13 protein-coding genes are annotated in these 16,056 nt (G+C 56.9%); 9 read left to right on the top strand and 4 right to left on the bottom strand.

Translation table 11 applies throughout. From position 1 onward, the window contains the following. Positions 1-52: 52 nt before the first annotated feature. The 7 genes from C7123_RS10350 (at position 53) to der (ending at position 6,359) form a co-directional block, all read left to right on the top strand. A complete protein-coding gene (locus tag C7123_RS10350) occupies positions 53-844 on the top strand; it encodes a BFO_2992 family lipoprotein (RefSeq protein ID WP_107490651.1) in 792 nt (263 codons plus the stop codon). A 256-nt stretch (positions 845-1,100) separates the two neighbouring features. Further along, a complete protein-coding gene (locus C7123_RS10345) occupies positions 1,101-1,808 on the top strand; it encodes a ComF family protein (RefSeq protein WP_069174975.1) in 708 nt (235 codons plus the stop codon). A 179-nt stretch (positions 1,809-1,987) separates the two neighbouring features. Further along, the gene (locus C7123_RS10340; protein ID WP_069174974.1) at positions 1,988-2,560 is read left to right on the top strand and encodes a YceD family protein; all 573 of its coding nucleotides are present in this window, start codon (positions 1,988-1,990) and stop codon (positions 2,558-2,560) included. Positions 2,561-2,588: 28 nt separating this feature from the next. Beyond that, entirely contained in the window at positions 2,589-2,774 is a 186-nt protein-coding gene (gene rpmF / locus C7123_RS10335; RefSeq protein WP_083206831.1) for a 50S ribosomal protein L32, read from the top strand. 156 nt (positions 2,775-2,930) lie between these two features. Then, the gene (locus C7123_RS10330) at positions 2,931-3,935 is read left to right on the top strand and encodes a beta-ketoacyl-ACP synthase III (protein ID WP_037998919.1); all 1,005 of its coding nucleotides are present in this window, start codon (positions 2,931-2,933) and stop codon (positions 3,933-3,935) included. Then, positions 3,916-4,809, top strand: coding sequence for a GTPase Era (gene era / locus C7123_RS10325; protein ID WP_037985311.1), 894 nt, complete (start codon positions 3,916-3,918; stop codon positions 4,807-4,809). Before C7123_RS10330 ends, era begins: the two co-directional genes overlap by 20 nt. Positions 4,810-5,045: 236 nt before the next feature. Continuing rightward, positions 5,046-6,359, top strand: a complete 1,314-nt coding sequence (gene der, locus C7123_RS10320; RefSeq protein WP_037985309.1) for a ribosome biogenesis GTPase Der — start codon at positions 5,046-5,048, stop codon at positions 6,357-6,359. Between the two features lie 977 nt (positions 6,360-7,336). On the opposite strand, the gene C7123_RS10310 is transcribed toward der, so the two are convergent. Together C7123_RS10310 and prmC are read right to left on the bottom strand one after the other, a co-directional pair. Then, on the bottom strand, positions 7,337-7,834 hold the full coding sequence (locus tag C7123_RS10310) for a regulatory protein RecX (RefSeq protein WP_069174972.1): 498 nt from the start codon (positions 7,832-7,834) through the stop codon (positions 7,337-7,339). Positions 7,835-8,049: 215 nt separating this feature from the next. Then, a complete protein-coding gene (gene prmC / locus C7123_RS10305) occupies positions 8,050-8,907 on the bottom strand; it encodes a peptide chain release factor N(5)-glutamine methyltransferase (RefSeq protein ID WP_069174971.1) in 858 nt (285 codons plus the stop codon). Between the two features lie 471 nt (positions 8,908-9,378). Between prmC and ribD the strand changes: the two genes are divergently transcribed. After that, positions 9,379-10,464 (top strand): bifunctional diaminohydroxyphosphoribosylaminopyrimidine deaminase/5-amino-6-(5-phosphoribosylamino)uracil reductase RibD, encoded by a 1,086-nt coding sequence (ribD, locus tag C7123_RS10300; protein WP_069174970.1) that lies wholly within the window; start codon positions 9,379-9,381, stop codon positions 10,462-10,464. 156 nt (positions 10,465-10,620) lie between these two features. Here ribD and C7123_RS10295 read toward each other — a convergent pair whose 3' ends face one another. Both C7123_RS10295 and C7123_RS10285 read right to left on the bottom strand, forming a co-directional pair. Beyond that, positions 10,621-13,281, bottom strand: a complete 2,661-nt coding sequence (locus tag C7123_RS10295) for a putative LPS assembly protein LptD (RefSeq protein WP_216820854.1) — start codon at positions 13,279-13,281, stop codon at positions 10,621-10,623. A 410-nt stretch (positions 13,282-13,691) separates the two neighbouring features. Beyond that, on the bottom strand, positions 13,692-14,228 hold the full coding sequence (locus C7123_RS10285; RefSeq protein WP_038012589.1) for an HDIG domain-containing metalloprotein: 537 nt from the start codon (positions 14,226-14,228) through the stop codon (positions 13,692-13,694). Positions 14,229-14,443: 215 nt separating this feature from the next. Here C7123_RS10285 and C7123_RS10280 point away from each other — a divergent pair, with 215 nt between their 5' ends. Further along, positions 14,444-15,700, top strand: coding sequence for an exo-beta-N-acetylmuramidase NamZ family protein (locus C7123_RS10280; RefSeq protein ID WP_083206830.1), 1,257 nt, complete (start codon positions 14,444-14,446; stop codon positions 15,698-15,700). Positions 15,701-16,056: the final 356 nt, after the last annotated feature.

The raw sequence follows: 16,056 nt of genomic DNA, 5'->3' as shown, positions 1-16,056 counted from the left end.
CCTTAAGCCGCACAATTCCCACTAATAGCTTATTCATAATGACATGAAAGGAATGAACAAGACAATGGCATGGATAGCAGCCGCGCTGCTGCTGGCATGCACCACCTCCTGCCTTGAAGGCGGAAGCAACAGCGTAGAATCAGACACCGTAGGCATCATACGGCGCGAATCGAAAGAAGGAAAAATGGTCATGGACAACCCCTTCCCCTATGGCCCATTCTACTCACCGACACTCTCCAAACTGAACGAAGGCGCATGCGTCCTCGTGCACTTTACCCTCAACCGTGATGCGGCGGAAAATTCCTCCACCGTAGTCCGATCGCGTGGCTATAGCACCGTGACGATCAGTGCGCAGGCGGAGGTCGAGAAGTACCGCATAGCTCGCTTCTCCGATCCCGGAGCCCCGGATACGGGGAAGGTGCTGAAGGACGAAGTGCCCATCAAGAATCCCGTCAACCTGGTGCGTGGTTATGTGCGCGGCTACCTCTTCGTCGAGCACGTCCTGAACCAACCCAGCGACCAGCGCAACGAATGGTACTTGACGTACAATCCAGACGCCAAGGCTCAGACGTATCTCGGGAAACACACCTACGACATCTATCTCCGTACCACCAAGCGCACGACCGGTACAAAGACCGCTGTCGACATGGCTGTCAACAGCGCCTATTTCATCAAGAGCTACTTCGAGGAGATCGCTCGCAAGGAAAAAAGCAGCGGCAACAACGAAGCCTTTTACGTACGCTTCAATTACGTCTCAGGTTTCCAAAACGGCAAGCCAGTCTGGTCAAGAATCGAACGAGCAATGCCGGTCCAGATTTCTGACATCCTTAGCAACAAAGGCTGACGACCGCTGATCGGCCATGCGACAAGAAGAAGCTGTCCGGGAGAGATGATCCCGGGTAGCTTCTTCTTATTGTCAAACGGCAAGGAGCAATCGTCAGCTGAAGTATAAAACACATCGAAGATGGGGCTTCAACTGACGTTTAGGCGACTCACAAGTCACGTTTGACGTCTAATGCTTGAAGCCTCAGACACGCCTCATTGGCCCCTCTACAATCATAGAATGCTCTGACAAGACATGCTCACCCTCCAGCAACACGATGAAGCGCTTCCTCCTCACCCTATGGAATGACCTGCTTGGGCTCTTCTACCCACGCATCTGCGGAGCTTGCGGCGCGCCCCTCATCGACGGCGAGGAGCTGCTCTGCCTCTATTGCCTCTGCGAACTGCCTCGCCTGTCCTATCACCGCTACCCCGACGATGAGAATCCTCTCCGGAACATCTTCGCAGGCTGTTCCTCCGTGCGTCAAGTGATCGCCTACCTACACTTCCAAAAGGAGAGCTACGTTCAGCATCTCATCCACGAATTCAAATACCACAAGAACGAACGCTTAGCCATCCACATCGGCCGATTAGCTGCCGAAGATCTGCAAAGAGATGGCTATCTCACCGACGTCGATCTATTCGTGCCCGTCCCTCTCCACCCATGGAAGATGCGGCAGCGCGGCTACAATCAATCCGAGCGCGTAGCCCGCGGTCTGGCCAGCGTCTACCACCACCCTATCGATACAACCTCACTTATCCGTCACACCTACACTAAGACGCAGACGCGGAAGTCAGCCTACGAACGGCGTCAGAATGTAAAAAACGTCTTCACCGTAGCTCAGCCCGAACGCCTCGCCGGACATCACATTCTGCTCATCGATGACGTCCTCACCACCGGCTCCACACTGCTCAACTGCATCGATGCCCTACGCGACGTCCCTGATCTGCTCATCAGCATCTTCGTAGTCTCCACGGTTATCTGAGGAACGCAAATTGAGATTGAACAGTCCCTCATCGGACAGACTCAGCGACATGGCCACCCCTCCCTCTGAGAATCCGCATTCCAAGCGCCTTCCTGCTCATTTCGCAAGCCATAAAACGCACTGCGCCAATTGGAAAAGATTTCTACATTTGCCGCCGTTTTTTCGGATACAATAAAGCCTTGGGAAAATTCAGAGCATATTGGGTTGATTTGAAGGATATAAATCCAGCGGAAGTTCGCACCTATGAATATCTGCTGGATGATCAATTTTTCACAGACATAGACGGCACGGAAGTTCGACAAGGACACGTCAACGTGCAACTCGAAGTCGAGCACAAAGCATCTGCTTTCCAGATGACTTTTCATCTGGAAGGCACTGTCATTCTGCCTTGCGATCGCTGCTTAGATCATATGAAGCAGCCGATCGAGACAAACAACCGATTGACAGTGAAGTTAGGCAAGGAGTATACGGAAGAGAGCGACGAAGTATTGGTGGTTTCCGAAGACGAAGGCGGTGTCAACCTCGCATGGTTCCTCTACGAGTTCGTGGCGCTGGCTGTACCGATGAAGCATGTCCACGCACCGGGCGAATGCAACCGTACGATGGCGGCCAAGCTGCGTAAACATGCAGCCTACAGCCCCGACGATGAGGACGAGCCCGACAACGCATCAGACGAAGCGGACTCCGACGCAGAAGACATCCCAACCGACCCACGCTGGGACGCTCTCAAGCAACTGAAAGACGAAGAATAGAAGTAAAACAATAATCGAAATTTGAATTATGGCACATCCTAAAAGAAGACAAGGCAGCGCAAGAACCGGCAAGAGAAGATCGCACGATCATGCAGCGGTTCCGACTTTGGCCCTCTGCCCCAATTGCGGTGCATGGCATGTATATCACACCGTTTGCAGCGAATGCGGTTACTACCGAGGCAAATTGGCGATCGACAAGGACGTGGCTGTCTAAAAAAGACAGACAGCCCGCTCTTGCATCAGTACATACACACACCGGACACACACCATCCAAGAATCAAATTCTACACTCATGCAATGCAAGCAGCCCCGATACACATTCTTGATCGAGGGCTGCTTCATTTTTTTCATCCTACATATCAAAAGAACAATGGACAAGATAAATGCAGTCATCACCGGTGTCGGAGGTTTCGTCCCGGACGACGTACTGACCAACGACGACCTATCTAAGATGGTGGATACCACCGATGAATGGATCATGACGCGCGTCGGTATCAAAGAGCGACGCATCCTCAAAGACCCCAACCTCAGCTCTGGCTACATGGGCACGCAAGCTGTCAACGACCTCGTGCAGAAGACCGGAATCGACCCCATGTCAGTAGAGGGCATCGTATGCTCTACCTCCACGAGCGACTATCACTTCCCCAGCACCGCGTCGATCATCGCCTATGAGTCCGGCTGCCGGAACGCCTACGCATTCGACATCCAAGCGGCCTGCGCCGGCTTCATCTTCGCCCTGGAGACGGCCGCCAATTACATCCGTTCGGGGCGCTACAAACGGCTCATCGTCGTATCGAGCGAAAAAATGTCCTCCATGACCGACTACACCGACCGCGCCACCTGTCCCCTCTTTGGCGACGCTGGAGCGGCCGTCTTGCTGGAGGCCACGACGGAGGACTACGGCGTGATCGACACCCTCCTTCGCACCGATGGATCAGGCAAATCGCATCTGATCATGAAAGCGGGCGGATCACTACGCATGCCGAGCCACGAGACGGTCGATCAGCGACTCCATTTCGTCTACCAAGAGGGGCAGGCCGTCTTCAAGCGGGCCGTCATCGACATGGCCGACGCGGCCGAGGAGATCGTGCGCCGCAACGGGCTGACCAAAGATCAGATCGACTGGATCGTGCCCCACCAGGCCAACCTCCGCATCATCGACGCTGCCGCACGGCGCCTCGGGGTGAACAAAGACAAGGTGATGATCAACATCCGCAAGTTCGGCAACACCAGCTCCACCACCATCCCCCTCTGCCTGTGGGAGTGGGAGGGCAAACTCCGCCGCGGCGATAACCTGATCCTGGCCGCTTTCGGTGCCGGATGGACCTGGGGAGCCACCTACCTGAAATGGGGTTATGACGGAGCGAAAGCATAAGTCCGGATTCGTCAACATCATCGGCAACCCCAACGTGGGCAAGTCCACGCTGATGAACCGATTGGTGGGCGAACGCATCTCCATCATCACCTCGAAGGCCCAGACCACACGCCACCGCATTCTGGGTATCGTCAATACGGACGATATGCAGATCGTCTATTCGGACACTCCCGGCGTGCTCCGCCCGAACTACAAGTTACAGGAGACCATGCGCGAAAGTTCCGAATCTGCGCTGGGGGACGCTGATATCTTGCTCTACGTGACCGACATGGTGGAGAAAACCGACAAGAATGACGACTTTCTGCAGCAAGTGCGGGGCATCGAATGTCCCGTCTTGCTGCTCATTAACAAGATCGACCTCACGGATCAGGCGGGGCTGACCCAGGCCGTCGAAGCCTGGCACACGCTCCTGCCCGCGGCCGAGATCATCCCCATCTCCGCGCTCTCGGGCTTCAATGTTGAGCCCGTCAAGCGTCGCATCGAGGCACTCCTCCCCGATTCGCCTCCCTACTTTGAGAAGGACGCCCTGACCGACCGCCCGGCGCGTTTCTTCGTGACGGAAATTATCCGGGAAAAAATTCTGCTCTACTATCAAAAAGAGATCCCCTACGCCACGGAAGTCGTTGTCGAGGAGTTCATTGAGGGCGCGGAGCAGATACACATTCGCGCGCTCATCATCGTGGAGCGCGACACGCAGAAGGGCATCATCATCGGTCACGGTGGGCAGGCGCTCAAGAAGGTCGGCACGACGGCCAGGCGCGACATGGAGCGATTCTTCGAGAAAAAAATCTTCCTCGAGCTCTACGTTAAGGTCGAGCCGGACTGGCGCAACCGCGACAACCTCCTCCGGCGATTCGGATACAAACTGGATTAGTTGCCGTTGTAAAAAGCGCGTCACAAGTGCCGGATACTTGTCTTTAGCAGGCGGACAACACCCTCCCGAGGACAAGTATCCGGCATTCTTTTACTGACAACTTGTCACATGCGGCCACTCCTCGTCGCGTGCAGCCTATACATTGAACCGCGGAGCCAACACTCCGCCACGCACAGCTCGCCAGCGCGGGCTTGCAACAAACCATTCGTAGCGTATAACATGTAAATTAGAAGAATATGGGAAATGTAGTAGCCATCGTAGGGCGTCCCAACGTGGGTAAATCAACGCTCTTCAACCGCCTTATTGGTTCGCGGCAGGCGATCGTAAATGATGAAGCCGGAACGACCCGTGACCGACAATATGGCAAGGTTGAATGGGCCGGACGGGAGTTTTCGGTGATCGATACCGGAGGTTGGGTGGTGCAATCAGATGATGTATTTGAAGAAGAAATCAACAAGCAGGTCAAGATAGCTGTCGAAGAAGCCGACGTGATCTTATTCGTGGTCGACGTTATGAACGGGGCGACCAGCTTAGACGACGAGGTGGCGCATATACTCCGTTGCAGCGGCAAACCCGTCATATTGGCGGCCAATAAAGCAGATACTTACGATCGCCACGCCGCAGCCGCAGAATTTTATAGCCTGGGATTGGGCGATCCCTACTGCCTCTCGGCCGTCAATGGATCGGGGACAGGCGAGGTGCTCGACCGTGTCGTGGAGCTGCTACCCTCGGCGGGCGAAGAAGCGCACGACGAGGAGCTGCCACGTATCGCCGTGGTCGGCCGACCCAACGCCGGCAAGTCGTCACTCATCAATGCCTTCATCGGAGAGGAACGCCACATCGTGACCGACATCGCGGGCACCACCCGCGACTCCATCTACACACGGTACGACAAGTTCGGCCTCAACTTTTACCTCGTCGACACGGCGGGCATCCGCAAAAAGGGCAAGGTGAACGAGGACCTCGAGTATTACTCCGTCATCCGTTCGATCCGCGCGATAGAAAACTCGGACGTTTGTTTGCTCATGCTCGACGCCACGCGGGGCATCGAAAGTCAGGACCTCAATATTTTCTCCATCATCCGGAAAAACAAGAAGGGGTTGATCGTCTGCGTCAACAAATGGGACTTGGTCGAAGATAAGTCCACCGCGGCGATCAAAACCTACGAACGCGCCATCCGGGAGCGTATGGCGCCGTTCACCGATTTCCCCATCCTCTTCATTTCGGCCCTCACGAAGCAGCGCATTTTCAAGGTCCTCGAGACGGCTAAGGCCGTCTATGAGAACCGTCGCCGACGCGTCACGACGGGACGTTTGAACGAGATCATGCTTCCGATCATCGAACAAACGCCGCCTCCCGCCTGGAAGGGAAAGTACATCAAGATCAAATATATCACCCAGCTACCGGCGGGCAGTGTGCCCTCGTTCGCCTTCTTCTGCAACCTGCCGCAGTGGGTCAAGGAACCGTACCGCCGATTCTTGGAGAATCAGCTGCGCGAGCACTGGGATTTCCACGGGACGCCCATCCAAGTTTTCATCCGCGAGAAGTAACCCGCGCGAGGCAGTTACCCGACGCATCTCAACAGACAGTCCTGCCGGTGGCAGAGGTTCCCAACGCCTCTCCGCCGGCAGGACTTTTTTTATGTCGACCACTAAAACGCGCCTCTTTTTACACACCTCCATCGTGGAGGACTTCAAAAAGAGCCTACGAAAGGGACTTCTCGCAACGGAGAAGACCAAAAAGAGCCTACGAAAGGGACTTCTCGCGACGGAAAGTACCAATCGGAGCCTACGGAAGGGGTCCCCCGCTCTGGAAAGTACCAATCGGAGCCTACGGAAGGGGGCCCACGCTCTGGAAAGCACCAATCGGAGCCTACGGAAGGGGTCCCCCGCTCTGGAAAGTATCAATCGGAGCCTACGGAGGGGGGCCTCCGCTCTGGAAAGTACCAATCGGAGCCTACGGAGGGGTCCTCCGCTCTGGAAAGTACCAATCGGAGCCTACGGAAGGGATCCCCCGCTCTGGAAAGTACCAATCGGAGCCTACGAAAGGGATTTTTTTCGCAAAGTACTTCAAAACGAGCCTCGGAAAGGGACTCTTTTCAGAAAGTACTCCAAAACGAGCCGCGGAAAGGGACTCTTTTCACGAAGTGTTTCAAAACGCGCTTCGGAAAGGGACTCTTTTCGCAAAGTGCTTCAAAACGAGCCTCAGAAAGGGACTCTTTTCGGAAAGCGCTCCAAAACGAGCCGCGGAAAGGGACTTTTTTCGGATAGAAACCTCAAAACGAGCCTCGAAAAGGAATACTTTTCGGAAAAAGTTCCCAAATGAGGCTCGGAAAGGAATACTTTTCGGAAAGAGTCCCCAAACGAGGCTCGGAAAGGGACTCTTTTCGGATAGCGCTTCCAAACGAGCCGCGTGAAGGGACTCTTTTTAGAAAGTACTCCAAAATAAGGCTCGGAAAGGGACTTTTTTCTCGAAGAGTGCTCTCAAGCGCACCTCGTTAGGTTACTCTTTTTTCAGTGGATGAGGATCAGTCGATGTCTTCTGGGACTTCTACGTTGTCGTCCTTCATGGCGCGGATACAGTCAAATACTGCGCTGCGCTCGAAGCCCTTACTATCGGCGTAGCGAAGGAGCTTCACGGCCCGATCGGTGCTCGACGTGGCGCGGATGGCTCTTAATTTTCGGCGGAGCAGCTCGTCGAGGACGGTGCGATAGTCCTCCTCGTCGATCAGTTCGCCAAGGGCCTCCTCGATCAGACTCTCCGGAAGGTCGCGTCGGCGCAACTCGAAGCGGATCTTGAACCGCCCCCAGCGGTTGAACCGCCATTTGTCCTCCACGAAACTCCGACAGTAGCGCGCTTCGTCGAGGAACCGTTCTGCGGTGAGTCGCGCAACGATGCGCTCCTCCACGTCGCTCGTGGCACCCATCGCTGCCAGTTTTTTGCGCACGTCCGACGGGCAACGCTCCGTCCTGGCGCAGTAAGCCGCCATCTTGTGCAGCATTTCGGTCTCTTCGATTGTATTCATGTCGTAAAATTAGGGTTTGTCGATCATTCCCCGGATAGGTTATTGGGGCAGCGTCCGAAGTAGGGGCGTATTGCATACGCCCCACATGTACCCGGCCCGCGGATCCATGTCTCGCGGACATCTCGAGGGGCGTATGCAATACGCCCCTACCCTACCGGCCGGAGGGGCTACTCCTAAGGATCGATTCGGATTCATTTTCATTCCTATCGTGTGTATCACCGACCCCTGGCATCGACTCTCCCCTCCGCAAACCTGTCTTTTCCCTCCATGTCACGACTGATCTGAATGTCGGAGTAGCCTTCGGCGACGAGCAACGCGGCCGTCTCAGCCGATAGTGCCGCGTTGATCTCGAAGTAGAGCCATCCGCCGGGTGTGAGCCACTCGTGGGCGCGTCGGGCGATCGCTCTGTAGAACAGCAGGGGGTCGTCGTCGGGGACGAAGAGGGCCGCGTGCGGCTCATAGTCGAGTACATGGGCGGCCATGTCTGACTTCTCGCTGTCGCATACATACGGCGGATTCGATACGATGAGGTCGAAGGGCCCGGGAAGCGTCAAATGTGGGTCGAAAAGGTCTGCGCAGACGAAGCGCACCTCCGCGCCGTTGCGCTCGGCGTTAGCCTGCGCCGTGCGGATGGCCTCGGCAGAGAGGTCGAGGGCCATCACCTGCGGGCGGAGTAGCCGTCGCGAGAGCGTGATGGCGATGCACCCGCTGCCGGTGCCGATGTCGAGCACCCGCAGGGAGGGCTCCACGCCGTGGCGTTGCACGATGCGCTCCACCAACTCGCCCGTCTCGGGGCGGGGGATGAGCACGGAGGGGTTGACGGAGAAGGTCAGGCCATGGAATGTGCATTCGCCGACGATGTATTGGATCGGCTCGTGCTGCTTTAACCGTCGCACGATCGTTCGGATGACTTCTCGCTGCTGTGGGTCGATCGGAGTATCTTTGGCCAGTATTTGTTGGGCCGGAGTGTAGCCCGTGACGTGCTCGATGACCCATCGGCTGATCGCGCGTGTCTCTTCGGGATCGTAAATGGCGGCTAATTGCTCGCGGAGGTAGGCTGTTGTTTCGATCATTGAGAATGTATTTGAAAGGGAGGAAATGATAGAGGCTAATTAAGTTCTTTTCCGATCTTCTTTTCTTGCCTTGACGCAAGAAAAGGCCCCTTCCGGGGCAGGGAAGTAGGCCGACGCCCTCGATTGACCGGATATCCGGAAGGAGGTGTTAGAAACGCCGACCAATTAAGTTCTTCTCTTATCTTCTTTTCTTGCCTTGACGCAAGAAAAGAAGCAAAAGAAAGTCAAGGCGTCAGGGACGCCGGCCAATTTTCTAAGTCTCAGAAAGGACTATCAAGGACGGCGGCCAAACTTCCCCGCCCCCGGAAGGGGGCCGTCAGGGACGCCGGCCAATTTTCTAAGTCTCGGAAGGGGGCCGTCAGGGACGCCGGCCAATTTTCCAAGTCTCGGAGAGGATTATCAGGGACGGCGGCCAATAATTGAACAAATAAACACCTCAACAGAGCTTTAGCTCTCAACAATTCAACATCTATGTATAGCAAAAGTACAAACGAAGACGAACGTTTTATGCGTCGATGCCTGGCGTTGGCGCGATGTGGCGCGGGATGGACTGCGCCGAACCCGATGGTGGGTGCCGTGGTCGTGCACGAGGGGCGGATCATTGGCGAAGGCTATCACCGGGCCTTTGGCGGACCTCATGCGGAGGTGCACGCTATCGCAGCCGTCCGCGATCGGGACTTGCTGCGCCGATCAACGCTCTACGTGACCCTCGAGCCTTGCTCGCACCACGGCAAGACGCCTCCCTGCGCCGACTTGATCCGTCGCTCGGGCATTCCACGTGTCGTCGTGGCCTGCGTAGACCCCTTCCCGAAGGTGGCAGGTCGTGGGATCGGCTTGTTGCGCGAGGCCGGCGTAGAGGTGGTGGTCGGCGTACTCGAGGCCGAGGCACGCCACATGAATCGGTTCTTCCTCACGGCCCAGACGGAGCAGCGCCCGTACGTGATCCTCAAGTGGGCCGAGAGCGCCGACGGCTTCATCGACGCGCGGAGGCTCCACGCCGACCGCCCTCCGGTACGCCTCTCCGACGAGCGTAGCACGCGGGCCGTCCACAGCCTACGCGCCGAGGTGGCGAGTATCCTCGTGGGCGCCCGCACGGCACGGCTCGACGATCCGAGTCTCACGGTGCGCCACTGGTCGGGACCGTCGCCCGTGCGCCTCCTGCTCGATCGACACGGACAGGTGCCCCCCACGGCGCACCTCTTCGATGGCCGCGTGCCCACGCTCCTCTTCACCTCGCCGAGTAACCCGACGACGCCGCCCAATGTCACGCGCATAGACGTAGACCCGGCGCAGCCCGTCCTGCAGCAACTCCTCCAGGCGCTCCATGAGCGACAGATCCAGTCGCTCTTAGTCGAGGGCGGCGCGGAGTTGCACAGCCACTTCATCCGGGAAGGTCTCTGGGACGAGGCTCATGTGGAGACGGCGCCGATCCTGCTCCGCGACGGCGTGCGTGCGGCGGATTTGCACAGCGAAGGGGATGCCGTCCGCTGGAGTGACCGCACAGACAACAAAAAGCACCTGCTGACGGTGTTTTTTCACCGTAGGCAGGTGCTTTAAGGGCATGTAAAACGGAAAGACCATCCTCCATAGGCTTCGGCGTATGCCCTACGGCTTACCGGAGAATGGGGAATGACTCATGACGATCATGCCCGGGAGGGGTATTTTTTTGATGGGGTAAAAAAGGGAACTCCCTGAAGAGGGAGCCTCCACGGCTTAGTACCATTTCGCCACGTCGCGTGGGCTGGCGCTCTGATTGTACTTCAGATCGCGGAGCAGCGACGAATTGACGGCCACAGAGAAGGCGTACGACTTCCACGGCCCGACGGGGATGATGCTGGCGGACATCGTGAAGCAGTGCAAATTGCGGGTGATGGTGCACGTCATGTGCGCGATCTTCTTGGCCTCAAAGTCATACGATCCGTTGAAGCTAATGTTCCAGTTCTTCGTCGGTTTGATGTTGCCACTGAAGCTCAGATTGTGACGGATCTGATAGTTGTACTCCAACTTTTGTGGGTTGAAGGAGCCGTAACCGAGGCTCATGTTGTAACTGAGGGAGAAGCTCCAAGGCACCGTGGCGTTGTAGTAGCCGTCGGCGTCGTATTCACCCGTATCGTCCTTCTTCGCCTGGCGCAGACGGGTGCCGCGAGCCGGTTTCTCGTCGGTAGAGTTGGTCTCGTCGGCATTTTCGTCGCTTCCACGCTCCTTCTGCTTGCTCTTTTCGTCGTCTTTATCGCCTTTCCGCGAGAAGAGCTTCTTAAACGTGTCGTTGGTGAACGTATAAGAGAAGGCGGTACCGGTCGAGCGGAGTCGCCCGAGACCTTTCCCCATCTGCCAGCGGGGTTTGTCGATGCGGTAAGGCACTCCCGTGGCGGCGTCGTAGCCATAGGTGTAGGTGTCGAAGACTCCCGAGAGCTGCAAGGGGAAACTTCCGAGCTTGAGACGAAGATCTACCGACAGATCGCTCCATCGGAAGGAGTCGGCGGCCGTATTGTAGTTGATCCGTAAGGTGAGGCGATCGATGAGGCTGACTTTTTTGATGCCGGATGAGTCGGCGTTGGATCGCACCTTCATTTCCACATTGTTGTCTACCGCTAACGAGATCCCGCCCTGCCTTCCGCGCCCCGGAACGCCGAACATTTGACCTTCGTAAGGGGAATAATAGCCCGAAACGGTGCGCCCCGAGCGGTCGGTGTAAGTATATGGCTCGTAGTAACCGTAGTTCGCGGCGCCGAAGTCGGGCGCCATGTTGTAAGAGGCCGAGAGCGCCATGCTGTGACGGATCATCTGCACCTTATCGCCGAAGATTTTCCACGGTTTGAAGAATCCGTAGATCGTAGTTGAGGCTGAGATGGCAGCGCGATAATCATAGACGCGATAGAAGCCGTAAGTCGTGTCGACGGGCTGGAGTCCGCCGCGCGCGGTGTCGAAGCGCTGATGGACTTTGTTTGTATACCAGCGCTCGGTGTAGCTTGCCGAGGGCGTGATGTTGAGAAATCCGAACTGATAAGTGGCGCTCACGGGGATGTTATGTTGTATCCCATGCTGCCAGTCGTGTAGGAAGTTCTTTTTGAGGAACGTATTTTCTTTCGCTGTGATCGAGTTGCGGAAGTAGCCAGAATACGAGATGGAGATCTTCTCATACCATCGCTCGCGGCCCACCGCATGTTTGCGCTTGAGCGGATAGATGCTACTCATGGAGACCGTCATGTCGGGGAGAGTCAAACTGACCGAGGAATCCTGTGATCGCTGGTTGATATTCATCGTAGCCGACACGGTAAGGGGATTGTTGGGGAAGCGTTGTGAGATACTGATGCTCGAACCCTTATTGTTGTTCGTTCCATCTGGTGTATAGAGCGTGTTGAGCTGATTGTAGTTGTAGCTACTTGTCGTAAAGTTCACGCCAGCCGAGAAGGTGCGATAGGGATTCGCTTTCGGATCCTGGGCATGGGTCCAGGCGATCTTGAAGTCCTTCGAGACGCTGTAATCAGGGAGTCCGCGGTCGCCGAGCTTGGTTACCAGATAGGATGCGTCGAAATTCCCGGAGTAGCGGTAGCGTTTTTTGTAGGCTGAACGTGCTGCCACGCCCCAGGAGCCCTTGGTGTAGATCTCTCCGGTAAGCGCCAGATCGAAATAGTCGCTCACCGCGAGGTAATAGCCACCATTCCGGAGGTTGAAGCCCCGCGCCATCTCGTCTCCGTAAGTTGGCGCAATGATGCCTGAGGAATATTTGTCGGTGAAGGGGAAAAACGCAAACGGAAGCCCGATGGGATAGAGCGGCACGTCTTCTATCACCAGGTAGGCAGGCCCGGTGACAATGTCTTTTCCGGGTCGCACCTTGGCGCGAGTCATGCGGATGTAAAAGTGAGGATGGTCGTACTCGTCGCAGGTGGTATATCTGCCGTCCGCGACATTCATCACATTGTCGGACATCTTTTTTGTGGCTTCCGCCATGAGGTATCCTTCGCCCTGCTTCGTGAGGACGTCGGCCGCGAAGGCCTTTCGCGTTCGGAAGTTGTATCGCATGGTCCGAGCCTCGATCTGCTGTTCGCCCTCTATGAAAAGGGGGTAGCCGAACTCCTTCCCCACGGTGTCGAGTGCATAAGTGGCGTACACGATGCTGCTGTCCATGCTCATTTCTATGCGCTCGGACTGCAATTCGATGTCACGATACTTGACGTTGCCCTCGCCGAAGAGGTAGGCCATGTTGTTCCCCGTCATAATGATCGAATCGGAGGCCTGATAGGTGACTGGCGCCTCGAGCATGCTCTTCCGGCGTCGCGCCGTGTCCTTCCGTGCCGTGTCGATGGCCGTAGCAAGACGCTGGGAAATCCTTTCCGCACTATCGATGGGCGCAGTGCCTCGCGGGGAGCTCATTTTTGAGCTATCGATGACCGAAGAGAGTCGCTGGGAAATCCTTCCCGTGCTATCGATGGGCGCAGCGCCTCGCGGGGAGGTCTTTTCCGTGCTATCGATGACCGCGGATAGTCGCTGGGAAATCCTTCCCGTGCTATCGATGGGCGCAGCGCCTCGCGGAGAGTTCATTTTTGAGCTATCGATGACCGCGGAGAGTCGCTGGGAAATCTTTTCCGAGCTATCGATGGGCGCAACCCTCCGCGGAGAGGGCATACCCGAGATATTCGTATGCACAACGAGACGCGGGGGGGGCATTGCTGAGGTTCCCGTGTTTGCGGCTGGGTGCCGCGAGGTCATCTGCGCCGCATGAAGGGGCAGACGGGCTCGTACGCCGCAACAAAACAGGAGGGCGCACAGGAGGCAGGCTGTCTTTAGAGGAAGAGTTCGCACCACGCATCAAATCGTTTCACGTCTTCCTGGCCATACGCGGCGAGCCCTTGCCTGATCTTCTCGATCGGCTTCTCTCGCTCGAGCTTCGTTTTACTGTAAAACTTATCGGCAAAGCAGATCAACTGCTCCTCAAGGCTTACGGGCAGCATGTCGTGGGGAGGGATGGGCAGGTTACGTGCCTCAATCATCGCGCGAGAGAGTCCTGCGCCGGTGTGACGCTCACAGACGAGCGCGTGACGGGGATAGCCCAAGGAGCGCATCAGTTCAGCACCCAGCCAACCGTGGCAGATGTAGGGCGAAGTGCCATGACAATCTATCTCAGGCGCATCGCAGAGGTAGATACCTATGTCGTGCAGCATGGCTGCCTCACTGACAAACGTGCGATCGAGCTCCAGCTCCGGGTGAGCCTCTGCCAGCGCCAGCGCCTTGTCGCGCACGCTGCGACTGTGGCTTACTAAGATCTGATAAGCCCGTGAGCCGGGTTGATAATAGGCTGAGAGGATGGCTAATGGGTTCATTGCGATGAGGTGGGTTGTTGGTGAATAATTCGTCTTCTGATGGGGCGCAAAAATAAGCCCAAATCGTTCATCGGAACTTTAGGCGGCGTTTCGTGAGGAAACGGTACGGCGCAGGGAGCTGTCGGAGGGGGCGGCTGGGGGTACTATCTGGCGAGCCTATTTTTGCCGCCCGATTCATTTTACGATTATCATTCATCCGTAATCCCCTACCCTTTATGATCAAACCCCTCCTCCCGCTGTTCATCAGCCTCTCGTGCCTCTTCGGACACTTCGCAGCCTCGGCCCAGACCGACCCGGACGACTCGCTGGCCATATATAATAGGTATAGTCCGCCCACGCTGGGCAACGAGCGACTCGACACCCTCCTCCCCCTCTTGCAAGGCCGACGCGTGGCACTGGCCGTCAATCAGACCTCCGTCGTGGGCCCAGGGCAGACACACCTCCTCGACACGCTCCTCGCGCTGGGGATCGATGTGCGCAAGGTCTTCACGCCAGAGCATGGCTTTCGTGGCGCCGAGGATGCTGGCGCACGGGTGACCGACAGTCGCCACCCCGAGCGCAACATCCCCATCGTGTCGCTCTTCGGCCGCACGCTCCGCCCGACCACTGCCCAGATGAGCGACATCGACGTGGTGGTCTTCGACATCCAAGACGTCGGCGCACGCTTCTACACCTACATCAGCACGATGCACTATCTGATGGAGGCTTGCGCCACGAGCCGCCGCACGTTTATCGTCCTCGATCGGCCCAACCCGAACGACTTCGTCGACGGCCCCGTCCGACGGCCGCGTTACCGATCGTTTGTCGGCATGCACCCCATCCCCATTCTCCACGGCCTGACGATCGGCGAGTTGGCCCTGATGATCAATGGCGAGGGGTGGCTGCAGGGCGGCGCACGCTGTCAGCTGACAGTCATCCCCATGACGGGTTGGCAGCACGGAGACTCGTTCCGTCTGATGGTCAAGCCGTCGCCCAACCTGCCCAACCAGCAGTCGGTGCGCCTCTATCCGTCGCTCTGTTTCTTCGAGGGCACGTGTATGAGTGTCGGCCGGGGCACACGGTTCCCCTTCCAAGTCGTGGGTTACCCCGCACAGCGGGCCGGGCGCTTCACCTTCACGCCGGAGCCTATCCGCGGCATGGACTCCGCGCCACTCTATCGCGGGCGCACCTGCTATGGCGACGACCTGCGGGAGCTCCCCTTCGAGGGCGGCCTCACGCTGCGGTTCCTCTTGGACTTCTACGCCCGCATGGGGCGTGATGCGAAGACCTTTTTCAACCGCTCCGCCATGTTCGACCTCATCGCAGGCACCGACGAGCTACGCCGCCAAATCACCTCCGGCCTCTCCGAAGACCGCATCCGCTCCTCCTGGCAGGCCGACCTGGATCGTTATCGCCTCATGCGACGCAAATACCTGCTCTACCCCGACACGCGGCCTGAGACGCACCTGTCCGAAGGGCGCAACGCGGAATAGACTCTATCGTCGCACAACTCCGTCGCTCGGAAATACTGTATTTCGAGGCCATGCAAACTTGCAACAGCCAGAAATAATGTATTTCGAGCATTGTAAAACCTGCGGCGGCCAGAAATAGTGTATTTCGGGCGCTGTAAAATCTGCGACGGCCAGAAATAGTGTATTTCGGGCGCTGTAAAACCTGCGGCAGCCAGAAATAGTGTATTTCGAGGCTATGCAAGCCTGCAACAACCAGAAATAATGTATTTCGGGCATTGTAAAATCTGCAACGGCCAGAAATAGTGTATTTCCAAGCCATACAACAACGAAACGTCCCGCCGACGAGTGAGGAGAAATAGGCTCCTTTTGCTCATCGG

This window comes from Tannerella serpentiformis, from assembly GCF_003033925.1.
Classification (GTDB): domain Bacteria; phylum Bacteroidota; class Bacteroidia; order Bacteroidales; family Tannerellaceae; genus Tannerella; species Tannerella serpentiformis.
The sequence above is the reverse complement of the archived record's forward strand: the minus strand, read 5'-3'. Positions and strand labels throughout refer to the sequence as shown.

What these genes read in the sequence shown, in the direction of transcription:
- C7123_RS10350 (WP_107490651.1), top strand. Translation starts at nt 53, where the DNA reads ATGAACAAGACAATGGCATGGATAGCAGCCGCGCTGCTGCTGGCATGC.
- C7123_RS10345 (WP_069174975.1), top strand. Translation starts at nt 1,101, where the DNA reads ATGAAGCGCTTCCTCCTCACCCTATGGAATGACCTGCTTGGGCTCTTC.
- rpmF (WP_083206831.1), top strand. Translation starts at nt 2,589, where the DNA reads ATGGCACATCCTAAAAGAAGACAAGGCAGCGCAAGAACCGGCAAGAGA.
- C7123_RS10330 (WP_037998919.1), top strand. Translation starts at nt 2,931, where the DNA reads ATGGACAAGATAAATGCAGTCATCACCGGTGTCGGAGGTTTCGTCCCG.
- era (WP_037985311.1), top strand. Translation starts at nt 3,916, where the DNA reads ATGACGGAGCGAAAGCATAAGTCCGGATTCGTCAACATCATCGGCAAC.
- der (WP_037985309.1), top strand. Translation starts at nt 5,046, where the DNA reads ATGGGAAATGTAGTAGCCATCGTAGGGCGTCCCAACGTGGGTAAATCA.
- C7123_RS10310 (WP_069174972.1), bottom strand. Translation starts at nt 7,834, where the DNA reads ATGAATACAATCGAAGAGACCGAAATGCTGCACAAGATGGCGGCTTAC.
- prmC (WP_069174971.1), bottom strand. Translation starts at nt 8,907, where the DNA reads ATGATCGAAACAACAGCCTACCTCCGCGAGCAATTAGCCGCCATTTAC.
- ribD (WP_069174970.1), top strand. Translation starts at nt 9,379, where the DNA reads ATGTATAGCAAAAGTACAAACGAAGACGAACGTTTTATGCGTCGATGC.
- C7123_RS10295 (WP_216820854.1), bottom strand. Translation starts at nt 13,281, where the DNA reads ATGAGCTCCCCGCGAGGCACTGCGCCCATCGATAGTGCGGAAAGGATT.
- C7123_RS10285 (WP_038012589.1), bottom strand. Translation starts at nt 14,228, where the DNA reads ATGAACCCATTAGCCATCCTCTCAGCCTATTATCAACCCGGCTCACGG.
- C7123_RS10280 (WP_083206830.1), top strand. Translation starts at nt 14,444, where the DNA reads ATGATCAAACCCCTCCTCCCGCTGTTCATCAGCCTCTCGTGCCTCTTC.